Consider the following 13325-nt stretch of genomic DNA (forward strand, 5'->3'; position numbering starts at 1 on the left):
TCAATGACTCACACACAAACAGCTATGCCAACGATTGAAGACATGCAAAGCGAGCAACTCGGTTTGCAAAATGCCAAAACATTGCCAGTTAGCTGGGTTAGCAGCCAAAGCCAGCTTGCCGATTTAGTTGCTTTATTACCAAGTTTTAATATCATTGCTTTAGATACTGAGTTTATCAAACGAGATACTTATTATCCACGTTTGGCGTTGGTACAAGTTAATACTGGCAAAGGTATTTATTTGGTTGATGCACCAGAGCTAGACTTAACTAACTTTTGGCAAGCGTTAGCAAAAGTACCATTAATGGTTTGGCATGCCTGCGGAGAGGATTTAGGCATATTTTATTTCCTGTCTGACGTGCCTGTGTTAAATAATGTATTTGATACCCAAATTGGCTTAGCTTTTTTAACAGGGCAGCTGCAGTTAGGCTATCAAAAAGCATTAGAAGACCTGTTGCAAATTGAGGTTGATAAGGGGCATAGCCAGTCTGACTGGTTGGCACGCCCACTAACGGCAGAGCAAGAGCACTATGCAGTAGATGATGTTCGTTATTTATTGCCACTTTATCAGAAAATTTTTAATGAACTCACTCAACAAGGGTTATATGAAATAGCGATGGCAGATTGCCAAATGTATGCCAGTGATTTATATAATGTGCAACAGGTTAGTGATGATGAGCAATACTTATCAGTTTCTGACTTTAGATATAGTGGTAAACAGCTTGCATTCTTGCGTGAGCTAATGGCATGGCGAGAAAAAATAGCCAGAGCGACTAATCAACCGCGTACCTTTATTTTGCGTAAACAGGGAATCCGTGAGCTGGTTGAGTTAATGCCAAAGTCAAAAAAGCAACTCAAACAACAAACCAGCGTGCACCGTAAAATTATTGAAACATATGGCGATGAGATACTAAGGATTGTGGAGCAATCAGCCGCGCTGGATCCATCAACATACCCCGCATTGATTATTCCGCCGTATCGTTCAAAAGATAAAACGGTAAAAAAAGCAGTTGATGCCAGTATCAAAAGGTTTAGTGAGCAATCTGGTGTACCCACTAATGTGATTATGCGTAAAAAATGGTTAAGCGATTTGTATGAAATGGTCGCACTAGATAAAACCGAAGCTTATTTGCCACAAGGCTTATTGGGATGGCGGTTTGAGTGGTTAAAAAATGATTTATTGCCGTTGCTTAAAAAACATCGTGCCGATTTACGCGAAGGCATGGGGTTAAAATAAAATGCTAATGCCAAGCGGTATTTATCGCTTTATTTTTTAGCGCTTGTTAATCATTTTATTAATTTTGGGTTGTAAAATCCAAATACCAATGGGATAAAAGCACAACATAAAAAATTCGCCGACAAAATCACTAAAAATTACTTCTTTTTGCAATTCTGCGGTTTTTAATGTTTTTGCCATAAAGTATAAAGAATAGAACATACATAGCATGGCAATTAAATGCATGATAAAAACGATTGGCAATAGCCCTGTATTGATATTAGTTGAACCAAATGCTTTTATAAAAACAGCCATAAATAGCAATATATGAACAGTATTAAATAGCAACGCCAGCTTAAACTTGCTCACTTTTAGTTTTAATGGGGTAGGGATGACTTGTTGCAAACCTACGCCAATTGACCAAAACCAAGCAAATAATGCGGATATAAAAACCACCATGATAATAGGTAATATCTTGATATAGTTAAAAATTATTTCCATATTGGGCGCGCCAGCCGCACTAACTTGCGAGAATATGATACCCATAACGGTATATTGTATAACCATTGGCAGTAAAAAAGTGAGTAGAAAGATGTGCCAATGTTTTGCATTTAAAATTTTATTTACCATTTTATGCTCAGGTTTTAGAAAGTAAGAAATAAGCTGGGTTTAGATTATAAAAACCATGTGCTTATTAGGCAAGGTCATTATCTTATAAACTTACCATTCTTTAAAAAATAGTCTGTTTGTCTTACAACTTCTTTATCCATAATCATGCCAGAGTGAGTGACTGAAATAGTAATGTGGTCAGTGGCTGTTGGTAATTGGGTTTCGTGTAGGTAAACAGTGCCATCATGCTGTTTTTCGGTTGCTTGTTTATTAATATAATTATGATATGCCAATACAGGTTGCCCTAAGCCATAAGGTCTATTGCCGGCAATAACCCCTAAGCAAACGCCTTTAGGTAAATCTGGTGTTTGCCCATCTAAAGCGCCTTTATACGCATGCCCAATACTTAACGGCATTAGTTTTTTGGCATAGTCAGCTGTCGTACTTCCCATATGTGGGGTACCAAGAGTGACACAGTTAAGCACCTGACCATTTTTGTGCCATTGTGGAAATCGGGTAATAAAGTCGCGAATCACAAGCCCGCCTAGGCTATGAGCAACGAGATGAAATCCTTGTTTGTCTTCTAGTTTTTGTTGTAGTAATTCATTGAGTTTAGTGGAGTGCTGCTCCATAGTTTGTATTAAACTATAGTAGTCAAAGCAAATGGTTTGATAGCCTAATTTTTCTAGTTGATAGGCAAGGGGCTTCATTATCCAGTGGCGTTGGTGTAAGCCGTGAATTAATATAACAAGGGGTTTTTGTTGTTTGGCTTTTAGTTTGTTGTATGGAGGGATTGAAGAGTTCACAAATTTTCCTTTTCTTTAGGCTATTTTAGATAATATCTTATTTTCTATTATGAATGAATATGTAAATTTTAAGAGATTAATCAGTATCCCTTATTACAGACGTCTAGTTAAATTTAACGCAAAATCTAGTCCTGTTAAAACTAATCCCCTATGCTAGCGGTCAATGGTACAGAGTCCAAGTCATGTTTAATTGCTTGATTTTATATTTTAAATTTTACTCAACAGCTTATTTAACTGCCTTATTTCAGCTATATCTAAATTTTTTAATAGTTGATTTTCTATGTCAATATGCTCAATGATGGCTTGGTTAATAAGTTTAAGCCCATCATCAGATAGTTGTACTAATAAACTTCTCTTGTCAACAGGATTAGCAACTCGTCTAATGAATCCTCGTTTACTAAGTTGGTTGAGTCGATTAGTCATCGCTCCCGAAGTCACCATGGTGCTAGCAAATAACTCAGTCGGGCTTAGACAATAGGGTTCCCCCGCTCGTCGTAATGTCGCCAGTACATCAAACTCCCACATAGCTATGTCATGATTGGCTTTGTGAATGTCTGAAATTTTTTTCATTAGTTGATTATCAAGGCGTTTTATTCGACCTAGTGTTTCCATTGCTAATAACTGCTGGGAATCAAAGCCCTGCTGCTGCCATTGGTGAATAATTATATCTACAGTGTCCATCTTTTTCCTATCCTGGTTTAGCTGTCATATTATAGCAAATGAATATAAGATGGAATATATCTTCACATTAAGATAGTTTTTTGATATATTATCTTAACCTAAAGATATATTTGGTTTTATAAGATTAATATTTATCATTTTACTGACCACTATTTAAGGAATAACCCTATGAATATTGCTCAAGTGTTAGATTTTCGATACACCACGAAATCTTTTGACACAAATAAAAAAGTTTACGGATGCGTCCGTCAAGCACCAATTTACAACTAAAAGCCCTTAATGAGGAGTTTATTCTACCTGAAAAAGGTTATACAGCATTGGCTGTAGTGGCATTTGGTTATCGTTCTAAAGATGATTTCAATATTCCCAGAAACACACCAAAATCACGCTTATCAGAAGAGACTATTTTCACCAAGGCGTAAGTTCCTAATTAACATTTTTATGTTGTATTTTCTTAGCAGTGAGACTTAAAAACTTAAGAATATTGTATTTAAAGGATTTTTTGAAATGAAAGATGCCTCTACTTCTGTAAAGCAACTTAAAAATATACTAATAACATCTATTACTCCTATCATTTGGGGGACAACTTATATTGTGACGACAGAGTTATTACCAGAAGACAGACCGTTAATTGCCTCTGTTATTCGTGTTTTGCCAGCTGGTATTTTATTAACTCTTATTGGGAGACAGCTTCCAACTTCATCCCATGGTCAGCATATTTTACTAAAGATTTTAATATTATCTGCTCTTAATATTGCTCTATTTCAAGCATGTTTATTTATAGGAGCATACCGTTTACCAGGTGGTATAGCGGCAGTTATTGGTTCAATACAACCACTTATTATTATGCTGTTATTCATAACAATAGATGGTAAAAGAATAAATTTGATTGCTATGATAGCGATGCTTACTTCCATAGTTGGTATGGGAATGTTATTTATTACAGACACCTCTTTTTTGGCAAGCTTGGATATGACTGGTGTGATTGGATCCTTTCTTGGGGCAGTATCAATGGCAAGTGGTATTTATTTAACCAAAAAATGGAAATCAAGTTTTCAGGGTGTCAACAACTTAACATTTACAGGTTGGCAGTTGTTGTTTGGAGGACTAATGCTATTACCATTTATGATAATGTTAGAGCCTTTACCCACCGAGCTTACAGGCATGAACATTATAGGCTATACCTATTTGACTATATTTGGTGCGTTGTTGGCTTATGTTTTGTGGTTTCGAGGAATTGAGAAAGTTAATCCAGTGTCGGTTTCCATGTTAGGAGCATTAAGTCCTATAACTGCAACTATTATTGGTTGGGCATGCTTAGGAGAATCATTATCTGTATTGCAGATGTTAGGGTTTATGATGGTTATGATATCGGTGATAATTATTCAGATTCAGGGGGGATATAAATCTAAATGCTCATTTAAATATTCTAATCAATCTAACTAACAAATATCCCTAATCTCATAACCTACCATTATTCATCAACATTTTCTATTACTCTATAGCAGCATTCAACTATGGTTTCTTTTAATGCATTTGTTGTTTTCCCATGAAAAGTTGCGTTTCAACATGTTGGTTAGTCACAGGTATTGATTAATTGTGTGATAGGTGTAATTTTGGCAATATTGGATATATTTCTAGTGTTTTCAAATTTATTGGAATACTAAATAAAGCCCCCATCATTTTGACAGGGGTTTTATTGTTAAATTCATTTTGGCTTTACTATGGTTTAATCTTCATAGTTCTCAATACTTGGGCAGCTACAAATTAAGTTTTTATCGCCGTATACATCATCAACACGCCCAACAAAAGGCCAAAACTTATGTTTACGGATGTAATCAAGCGGGAAGACAGCCTCATCACGTGAATAGGGCTTGTCCCATTCACTGTTTGTGACAACAAACGCCGTATGCGGAGCATTAACTAATGGATTGTTCTCTAGTGTCCAACCATCAGTGCCTGCCTTAACTTTTAATGCTTCTTGCTTAATTTGTTTTAATGCAGCAATAAAACGGTCTAACTCTTCTTTACTTTCTGACTCTGTTGGCTCAATCATTAAAGTACCCGCAACAGGGAAGCTCATAGTTGGCGCATGGAAGCCATAATCCATCAAGCGTTTTGCTACATCGCTTTCGCTAATGCCTGTCTCTGCTTTTAATGGGCGTATGTCAATAATACACTCGTGTGCCACTTTGCCATTTTTACCCGTGTATAAAACAGGGTAGTCGTCTGCTAATTGACTGGCAAGATAATTGGCATTTAATAGCGCAAGTTTGGTGGCATCTAACAAACCGTCATGCCCCATCATGGTAATGTACATCCAAGTAATTGGTAAAATACTTGCCGAACCATAAGGTGCTGCCGATACCGCAGTTGTAACGTTTTGGGCATTATGTACCGAGCTAACCGCATGGTTTGCCATGTATGGTGCAAGGTGTGCCTTCATACCAATAGGACCCATGCCAGGACCACCGCCACCATGTGGAATACAGAAAGTTTTGTGTAAGTTCATGTGCAGCACATCGGCACCAACCTCAGCAGGTTGCATGATACCCACTTGGGCATTCATATTTGCACCATCCATGTATACCTGACCACCATGTTTGTGGATGGTGTCGCAAATATCACGGATACCTTCTTCAAACACACCATGCGTTGATGGATAAGTAATCATTAAAGCGCCTAAACGCTCGCTAAACTCTTCACATTTTGCGGTTAAATCAGCGATATCCACGTTACCAGCATCATCGGTTGCGACGACCACAACTTTCATGCCCATCATTTGGGCAGTTGCTGGGTTAGTACCGTGTGCAGAACGTGGGATTAAACACACATCACGATCTGGCTGACCATTTGCCTCGTGATAACGGCGGATAGCAAGTAAACCAGCGTATTCGCCACTTGCGCCTGAGTTTGGTTGCATAGATATATCGTCAAACCCAGTAATGGCCTTTAACTGATTTTGTAGGTCATCAATCATGCTGACATAACCGGTAACTTGTTCGTGAGGGGCAAATGGGTGAACATTGGCAAACTCATTCCAAGTAATTGGTAGCATCTCGCTGGTTGCGTTTAGCTTCATGGTGCAGCTACCAAGTGAAATCATGCTACGATTCATTGCTAAATCTTTATCTTCTAACGATTTTAGGTAGCGAAGCATTTCATGCTCGGTGTGATAACTGTTAAACACGTCATGAGTTAGGATGTCATCTGTACGTAGATGACTAGCATCAAGGCTAAGTTTTACCTCGGCAGGCAATTGATGTGCTTTATTAACAAACAGCTGTGTAAGTGCTTCAAAGTCTGCTTCGTCACTTACTTCACTAAAGCTAACAGATACTTTACCACCTTCGTGCAACCATAGGTTATAGCCAATATTTTGAGCGTTTTCTACAATTTGGTTTGCGTGTTTTTCATTACCGCAGTCAATTAACACGGTATCAAAAAATTGGTCGTGTACAACTGTTAGCTCGCTACTTGTTTTAATTACATCTGCAAATGCCGATGCCATTGCATGGATACGAGTGGCAATACGTTTAACGCCTTCGCTACCATGATAAACAGCGTACATACCAGCTAAGTTTGCTAGTAGCACTTGAGAGGTACAAATGTTTGAGTTGGCTTTTTCTCGGCGTATGTGTTGCTCACGAGTTTGTAATGCCATACGTAAGGCGGTGTTGCCTTGTGCATCTTTTGATACACCAATAATACGACCTGGTGCTGAACGTTTTGCTTTATCGCTAAAAGTAAAGTAAGCAGCGTGAGGACCACCAAAGCCCATTGGGATACCAAAACGTTGCGTGCTACCAAGGGCAACATCTGCGCCCATATCTGCTGGTGATTTTAGCAACACAAGGCTCATGATATCTGCGCCCACAATAGCATAAGTTTTGTTTTCTTTAACTTTGGCAATTACCTCGGTTAGGTCGGTAACATCGCCTTCTGCACCCACATACTGGAAGTAAGCACCAAAGTAGTCGCCTTCTTTTGCAATATCAAAGCTGCCAACAATCACATCCCACCCAAAGTATTTTGCACGAGTGCGAATAACATCTAATGTTTGTGGGTAGGTACGCTCATCAACAAAAAATTGTGTAGATTTAGACTTGCTAACACGTTTTGCCATTGCCATTGCTTCGGCAGCAGCAGTGGCTTCATCTAGTAATGATGCACCAGCAAGCTCAAGCCCAGTTAAATCGATACACATTTGTTGAAAGTTTAATAAGGCTTCAAGGCGACCCTGTGCAATTTCTGCTTGGTATGGTGTGTAAGCCGTGTACCAGCCTGGATTTTCTAACACATTACGTTGGATAACCGCTGGCATGCGGGTTTCTGAATAACCTTGACCAATGTAGCTTTTGTTAACGGTAATTTCATCTGCCATTTTACGTAGTTTTGCTAAAGCAGCATGTTCAGAAACTGAGCTAGGCAAGTCTAGTTGCTTATTCATACGTACAGTTTCTGGAACTGTGGCATCAATAAAGCTGTCCATATCATCAAAACCTAGGGTGTTTAGCAGTTTTTGCTGCTCATTTTTATCTGAACCTAGATGACGATTGATAAAGTCGCTTTCGTTAAAAAGTTGAGAAAAGGTGGTCATGATATCATTCCTTAGTGGTGTAAAACTTACAATAAATTTATCAAGTTAGTGAATGTTTAAATTGGTTACTTAATAGAACGCATGGTATCTAATAGTTCATTAATTGGTTGTCGATGTTTGATTTTATCGTCATCAACAACCCACATCGAAAAATGTTCTGCCAGTATTTCTTCTGGATGATTAAGATAATCAGAATTTGGCTTGGCTATGTCATCAAAATTTGTCTCTTTTTTATCTACAAACAGTGGGTGATAGTTAGGAGCAATGGTAGTTTCTTGTTGTGTGACGCTAATAGGTAAAAAGGCTTCATTTAGGAAAAACAAAAATGGCAGCGTATTGTTTTTTATATCATAGGGCATGTTTGAATATAAAAGGGGAATGAATGTTTGTTGCTTGCCTTTGTGTGTGAGGGTGATTGCGTAGTTTATATTGGGGGCATCTGGGTTGGTAATTAGGTTATCAGCAACTATTTTTGGTAGTGCAACTTTTGGTACCTCTTGATAGCCAACAATGGCATATAACTTATCACGATGTTCATTGTTATATCGTGAGTAAACATGAAAGAACTCATGTGCGACAACATGATTGATAAAATCTTGAGTTGATTCTAAAAATTCAGTCGGCAATACAATGTAGTCTTGTCGTGTGTATGCAGAGTCAGCCTCAACCAAACCGTTTGACAAGATAAACTTGATGTCGGACGGGACGTTTAAATTTAAATCAGCAGTCTTATTTTGTAATAAATCCAGCGCTATCTGAACTTTTTTTGTGTAATCATCTGTCCAGTTTAACGTGGCTTTTTTATAATAAGATTGTAGCTGATTGGGTGTTAATGCTTGTTCTGATTTAAATTTGGACTGCCAATCAAAAGTACTTAAGTTATCAATATAATCATCACGGCTGGCAAGTAACTCACTTGCCCTGTCTTTGTTAACAAAAGTTGCCTGTATGGTGTGTTTATCTGCTTTAACATTAACTACTTTTGCGTTGTTAGCTGTCGGGGTGTAATTTGTAGAACATGCAGACAAACTTAAACAGCCACAGACAATGGCAGCAATAACTTTTTTTGTTGATAAATTGCTATTTTGTTTACGCATTAATAACCCTTAGACTCTTTGTATCATTGATTCAGGCTCAAAACGAAACTGAGCATGATAAATGCCGTTATCTGCACGCTCTCCAGCACCAATCATCATTACAATAGATTGCCCATTATCAAGCCCAAGCAGCTCGCGCATTGCTGGTTCATCAAACCCCATCATAGGGCAACTGTCAAACCCATGCGCACGCAAAGCAAGCATAAGGTTTTGGGCAGCTAATGAAGCATTGATACATGCCCAGTTTTTAACGGCATCAGCACTATAGTAGGGCGATTTGGTTGGTCCTTTAAAACGGCGCATTGCTGTGGTTGCACCCCATTTAGCAGGCGACAATACATTCATGGGTCCTGTTGCTAAATCTAACGGTACAACCTTGGTGTAGTATTCTTTTACTTTTTTAGGCACAGGTTTTATCGGGTAGTCTGCCAATACTTTTTTGATGCTTTGTTGCCAGTTGTTTGTGTGTGCCACAATGGCAATAAGTTTATTGGCAGTACGTGCTGCATTTTGGTTCATGCAAATTTTATTGGCTTTTTTGCGTATGTCATCTGATTCAATGACAAAAAACTCCCATGGCTGTAAGTTACTGGAGCTTGGTGCCAGCATGGCAAGACGTAGGCAGTCGTCCAGCACATCATCAGGTATTACGGTTTCGGTAAAACGGCGAACAGAACGACGCTGCTCAACCACCTGTGTAAAAGCCTCAAGTTGTGGCGTTTGGGTAGGGGTGGCTAGGGTTGAAACTGTATCTGACATGGTTTTATCCTTTGGTTTTTAAATTGTTTGTAGAAGGCAGTTATAGGAAATTCACATTAAATCAAAATCTTTTTAAATCATTAATGCCCTATAGACTTTGAAAAAACGTTCATGATAATCACACCGGTAATAATCAACATAATACCCACAACTGCTGCTGTATCTAGTTTTTGACCAAAAATTATAGCGCCTACCAAAGTAATGAGTACGATGCCTAAACCTGACCAAATTGCATAAGCAATACCAACAGGTAAGGTTTTTAATACTAAAGACAAAAAATAAAATGCTATGCCATATCCTAATACAACAACCATACTCGGTATCAGTTTATTAAAGCCATCAGAAGCTTGTAATGCAGTTGTGCCAATTACCTCTGCAATAATGGCAATGGCGAGATATACATAGCTCATGACATAGCCCTTAATAAAATTTAAACTTGCCTTGCATCTGCATACACCCAAGCGGTTGTGCCAGATTTAAACTTTGCAGAGACACGGGCATAATCATCTACCTCGTATTCGTCTGCTTGTGCAAGCTCATCATCGGTGATTTCAAATATTGTGCCTTGCACCTCATTACTATCATTACCGGTATGCACAAGTATCGGGTGGTATTCTTTACCACTTGCTTTTAATACGTTTGGGTCAGTAATGCGTACTTCTCCAAGCACATACCCAAGCAATACATCTTGCACGCCGTTAAGCTTACGCCCAAAGGTTTCCAATTGTACGTTTTCTTGCTGTAGTGTGCCGTAAGAAAAAAGCTTTTGCATAATGCGTCTCAATTTTTGTTTTAAAAAGCATTTATTTGCCAAACACTTTTTAAACTAAAAAACCAATCCCCTGTATTTTATACAAGGGATTGATTAACACAGATTATAGTTCGTTCTGATAATCTTCAGCACTCATCAAACCGTCATAATCTTCAGCGTTAGCTGGTTTGATACGGAAGAACCAACCATCACCATATGGATCAGAGTTAATCACTTCTGGTTCATCTTCTAGGTTTTCGTTAATTGCAACAATTTCGCCAGCAATTGGTGCATAAACGTCAGAGGCGGCTTTTACTGACTCAACCACACCGGCTTCGTCATCTGCGGCTAACTCGTCACCAACTTCTGGTAGTTCAACGTATACGATATCGCCAAGCAAGTCTTGTGCGTGTTCGGTAATACCAACGGTGATTGTACCGTCTTCTTCTTTACGTAACCATTCGTGGCTAGAAACGTACTTTAGTTCTGCTGGAATATTGCTCATGAGTTTTCTCCTGTAAGCATTGGGTTTTTATGTTGGGGTTATGAGTGAACCTAAACTATTTTTAATCTGGGCTTTAAATTAAACGTGTCGTTCCTGCCTTAATCAATAATCCATAGGGAAGGAACATACACATTATTAATCAAACTGTTTTTCGCCATTTCTTACAAATGGTAATTTAATGACACGCACATCAACAAACTTGCCTTTACCGCGCAAATCAACCTGCACCGTATCTTCTTCAGTTGTTGATAAAGGGATGCGAGCAATGGCAATAGAGTGTTCTAGGCTAGGCGAGAATGTACCACTTGAGATGATGCCGGTTTGTTCGTTTTCTGTACCTTGATTAATGGTGACAGTCATACCGGCACGCAATACACCACGGCTTTCAAGTACTAAGCCAACTTGCTTCATTGCGCTACCAGCTTCTTTACTGGCTTTGCGTTTTGCTACTAAGGCATCACGACCAACAAAGGCACGCTCATCTTTAAGGGCAAGTGTCCAGCCCATGTTGCACTCATATGGGCTGACGGTTTCATCCATGTCATTGCCATACAAGTTCATACCGGCTTCTAAACGCAATGTATCACGTGCACCTAAGCCAGTTGGTGCAATACCATTGTCTTTTAATAAAGCAAAAAATGCATTGGCAGCATCGGCAGGTAAAATCACTTCCACGCCATCTTCGCCAGTGTAGCCAGTGCGTGCAACAAACCAATCTTGGGCTTCTATTTCTGTTAAATCAGCACCAACAAATGGTTTTAGTTGTTGTAGGGTTTCTGCCCATGCAGGTTTTGCCTGGCTTAGTTTGCTAATGGCATTAGGACCCTGCACAGCAAGCATGGCAAGTTCTGGGCGTTCGGTTAATGTGACATCAAAACCTTGTGCTACTTTATTAAACTGAGCCAAATCTTTATCACGTGTTGCAGCGTTAGAAACGATACGGTAGTTTGTTTCGGCTTCATCCATGCGATAAACAATTAAGTCATCAATTACTCCGCCATCGTCATTTAACATGCCAGAATAAAGTGCTTTACCAACAAACTTAAGTTTGTTTACATCATTTGCAATGAGTTTTTGCAACCAGTTTTTTGCTTCACTGCCGTTAATGTCTGTTACCACCATGTGCGAAACATCAAACATACCTGCGTCAGTACGCACAGCGTTGTGTTCTTCTATTTGAGAGCCGTAATGGATTGGTAATGCCCAACCAGAGAAGTCGACGATTTTGCCGTTGGCATCTATATGAGATTGATAAAATGGTGTGTTGTTAAGCTCAGACATAACAAATCCTTTTAATTAACTTGTTTGTAATAGGGTAAATGTACACAAAAATACCACCGTCATAAACGATAGTACTATCATAAAATTAAATGCCAATAAATCTAAAATACTAGCCTTCATTTACCCCATCTGTCCGCTTTACCTGAGATTTTCAACTGTTTTGGCATAGCCAATACTGGCCGTTTGCAGTTTTTTCCCCTTCGGTGATGTTAACTTCATGATATAAAATCAACATACTCTCCAGATTTGTCATCTTCTTAATGGTAAGATGAGTATTCCAGTCCGTTTACCTGAGCGATTGACAGGGTGTTTACGCCTTCGGTGACCATTTGTTGTTATGTTGTTTTGTGTTAATTTTTTGCATAAAGCAATATTTAAGACTAAAAACAACATACTTAGCAATGCCAAATTTAAGCTATGATATAATAGCGCTTGTCAAAATTTGTAAGACTAAAACAATAGTACTCTCCTGAGATACATGCCCATTATGGAAAAAACTGGCTAATTTTACAAGTGAATTAGTAGTTTTATTTTTGTATTTTGCTACAGGTTATGTTTTAGTTATGTTTGCTTTTTTTGTTTGTGTAGATGTCAGCTGTTTTGCTGAAACTAAAAGATTAAAACTAAACTGTAAAATAAAAAGGTTGCTTGTTTAATGCACTGTGATATTTATAAGTTCCCAAAACATGATGATTTATATGTTTATATTGCCCGTCCAAACTATCCAGATGATACGGAAGAATTAACAGATTGGTTAGGGGTATTACCCAGCGATTTTAGGGCAGGATTAGGCAAAAGTGAGTTTGTCATGCATCTAGATTTAGCCGCTCAACAAAAATTGGCAAGGGTTGATATTAAAGAAGTTTTAGCCAAATTAAATGAGCAAGGTTATTATGTACAGATGCCGCCAAATGATGTTATGGTAAGACAAGCTGAGTTAAGAGCAAAAGCTGCTCAAGACAAAATTTATGATTAAAAAAAGTGCGCATGCTAAACTGTGTGCTGGTTTAAAATAATCATA

The 13325-nt window shown here is 38.4% G+C and carries 14 protein-coding genes and 2 riboswitches; of the genes, 4 read left to right on the top strand and 10 right to left on the bottom strand.

Annotated elements, in window-relative coordinates; all coding sequences use genetic code 11:
• Positions 1-3 precede the first annotated feature (3 nt).
• Complete coding sequence (locus tag VH441_RS01465) at positions 4-1236, top strand: ribonuclease D (RefSeq protein WP_434353716.1); 1233 nt, start codon at positions 4-6, stop codon at positions 1234-1236.
• Between the two features lie 36 nt (positions 1237-1272).
• Here the strand turns inward: VH441_RS01465 and VH441_RS01470 are convergent, their stop codons facing one another.
• The 3 genes from VH441_RS01470 to VH441_RS01480 form a co-directional block, all read right to left on the bottom strand.
• Positions 1273-1845, bottom strand: coding sequence for a hypothetical protein (locus VH441_RS01470; RefSeq protein ID WP_434353717.1), 573 nt, complete (start codon positions 1843-1845; stop codon positions 1273-1275).
• Positions 1846-1922: 77 nt separating this feature from the next.
• Positions 1923-2630 carry an esterase/lipase family protein gene (locus VH441_RS01475; RefSeq protein ID WP_434353718.1) on the bottom strand — a complete coding sequence of 236 codons (708 nt, stop codon included), beginning with the start codon at positions 2628-2630 and terminating at the stop codon, positions 1923-1925.
• Between the two features lie 207 nt (positions 2631-2837).
• On the bottom strand, positions 2838-3311 hold the full coding sequence (locus tag VH441_RS01480) for a MarR family winged helix-turn-helix transcriptional regulator (RefSeq protein WP_434353719.1): 474 nt from the start codon (positions 3309-3311) through the stop codon (positions 2838-2840).
• A 239-nt stretch (positions 3312-3550) separates the two neighbouring features.
• Between VH441_RS01480 and VH441_RS01485 the strand changes: the two genes are divergently transcribed.
• Together VH441_RS01485 and VH441_RS01490 are read left to right on the top strand one after the other, a co-directional pair.
• Positions 3551-3733, top strand: coding sequence for a hypothetical protein (locus VH441_RS01485; RefSeq protein ID WP_434353720.1), 183 nt, complete (start codon positions 3551-3553; stop codon positions 3731-3733).
• 85 nt (positions 3734-3818) lie between these two features.
• Positions 3819-4757: an EamA family transporter gene (locus VH441_RS01490; protein ID WP_434353721.1), complete on the top strand. Its 939-nt coding sequence runs from the start codon at positions 3819-3821 to the stop codon at positions 4755-4757.
• A 283-nt stretch (positions 4758-5040) separates the two neighbouring features.
• On the opposite strand, the gene gcvP is transcribed toward VH441_RS01490, so the two are convergent.
• From gcvP to gcvT, 7 genes are all read right to left on the bottom strand, one after another.
• Positions 5041-7911, bottom strand: coding sequence for an aminomethyl-transferring glycine dehydrogenase (gene gcvP, locus VH441_RS01495; RefSeq protein WP_434353722.1), 2871 nt, complete (start codon positions 7909-7911; stop codon positions 5041-5043).
• 65 nt (positions 7912-7976) lie between these two features.
• Complete coding sequence (locus VH441_RS01500; RefSeq protein ID WP_434353723.1) at positions 7977-9008, bottom strand: hypothetical protein; 1032 nt, start codon at positions 9006-9008, stop codon at positions 7977-7979.
• Between the two features lie 9 nt (positions 9009-9017).
• The gene (locus VH441_RS01505) at positions 9018-9767 is read right to left on the bottom strand and encodes a nitroreductase family protein (protein ID WP_434353724.1); all 750 of its coding nucleotides are present in this window, start codon (positions 9765-9767) and stop codon (positions 9018-9020) included.
• 80 nt (positions 9768-9847) lie between these two features.
• The gene (locus VH441_RS01510) at positions 9848-10177 is read right to left on the bottom strand and encodes a DMT family transporter (protein WP_434353725.1); all 330 of its coding nucleotides are present in this window, start codon (positions 10175-10177) and stop codon (positions 9848-9850) included.
• 20 nt (positions 10178-10197) lie between these two features.
• Positions 10198-10539, bottom strand: a complete 342-nt coding sequence (locus tag VH441_RS01515; RefSeq protein WP_434353726.1) for a gamma-glutamylcyclotransferase family protein — start codon at positions 10537-10539, stop codon at positions 10198-10200.
• Between the two features lie 103 nt (positions 10540-10642).
• Positions 10643-11023: a glycine cleavage system protein GcvH gene (gene gcvH, locus VH441_RS01520; RefSeq protein ID WP_434353727.1), complete on the bottom strand. Its 381-nt coding sequence runs from the start codon at positions 11021-11023 to the stop codon at positions 10643-10645.
• A gap of 135 nt (positions 11024-11158) precedes the next feature.
• Entirely contained in the window at positions 11159-12304 is a 1146-nt protein-coding gene (gcvT, locus tag VH441_RS01525; RefSeq protein ID WP_434353728.1) for a glycine cleavage system aminomethyltransferase GcvT, read from the bottom strand.
• A gap of 119 nt (positions 12305-12423) precedes the next feature.
• A riboswitch (glycine riboswitch) is annotated at positions 12424-12558 on the bottom strand.
• A 14-nt stretch (positions 12559-12572) separates the two neighbouring features.
• A riboswitch (glycine riboswitch) is annotated at positions 12573-12662 on the bottom strand.
• Between the two features lie 297 nt (positions 12663-12959).
• Between gcvT and VH441_RS01530 the strand changes: the two genes are divergently transcribed.
• Positions 12960-13280: a YcgL domain-containing protein gene (locus tag VH441_RS01530; protein WP_434353729.1), complete on the top strand. Its 321-nt coding sequence runs from the start codon at positions 12960-12962 to the stop codon at positions 13278-13280.
• Positions 13281-13325: the final 45 nt, after the last annotated feature.

Source organism: Psychrobacter sp. HD31 (assembly GCF_051097895.1).
GTDB lineage: Bacteria > Pseudomonadota > Gammaproteobacteria > Pseudomonadales > Moraxellaceae > Psychrobacter.

Coding starts and splice junctions, on each gene's coding strand:
- VH441_RS01465 (WP_434353716.1), top strand. CDS start 4: ATGACTCACACACAAACAGCTATGCCAACGATTGAAGACATGCAAAGC.
- VH441_RS01470 (WP_434353717.1), bottom strand. CDS start 1,845: ATGGTAAATAAAATTTTAAATGCAAAACATTGGCACATCTTTCTACTC.
- VH441_RS01480 (WP_434353719.1), bottom strand. CDS start 3,311: ATGGACACTGTAGATATAATTATTCACCAATGGCAGCAGCAGGGCTTT.
- VH441_RS01485 (WP_434353720.1), top strand. CDS start 3,551: ATGCGTCCGTCAAGCACCAATTTACAACTAAAAGCCCTTAATGAGGAG.
- VH441_RS01490 (WP_434353721.1), top strand. CDS start 3,819: ATGAAAGATGCCTCTACTTCTGTAAAGCAACTTAAAAATATACTAATA.
- gcvP (WP_434353722.1), bottom strand. CDS start 7,911: ATGACCACCTTTTCTCAACTTTTTAACGAAAGCGACTTTATCAATCGT.
- VH441_RS01500 (WP_434353723.1), bottom strand. CDS start 9,008: ATGCGTAAACAAAATAGCAATTTATCAACAAAAAAAGTTATTGCTGCC.
- VH441_RS01505 (WP_434353724.1), bottom strand. CDS start 9,767: ATGTCAGATACAGTTTCAACCCTAGCCACCCCTACCCAAACGCCACAA.
- VH441_RS01510 (WP_434353725.1), bottom strand. CDS start 10,177: ATGAGCTATGTATATCTCGCCATTGCCATTATTGCAGAGGTAATTGGC.
- VH441_RS01515 (WP_434353726.1), bottom strand. CDS start 10,539: ATGCAAAAGCTTTTTTCTTACGGCACACTACAGCAAGAAAACGTACAA.
- gcvH (WP_434353727.1), bottom strand. CDS start 11,023: ATGAGCAATATTCCAGCAGAACTAAAGTACGTTTCTAGCCACGAATGG.
- gcvT (WP_434353728.1), bottom strand. CDS start 12,304: ATGTCTGAGCTTAACAACACACCATTTTATCAATCTCATATAGATGCC.
- VH441_RS01530 (WP_434353729.1), top strand. CDS start 12,960: ATGCACTGTGATATTTATAAGTTCCCAAAACATGATGATTTATATGTT.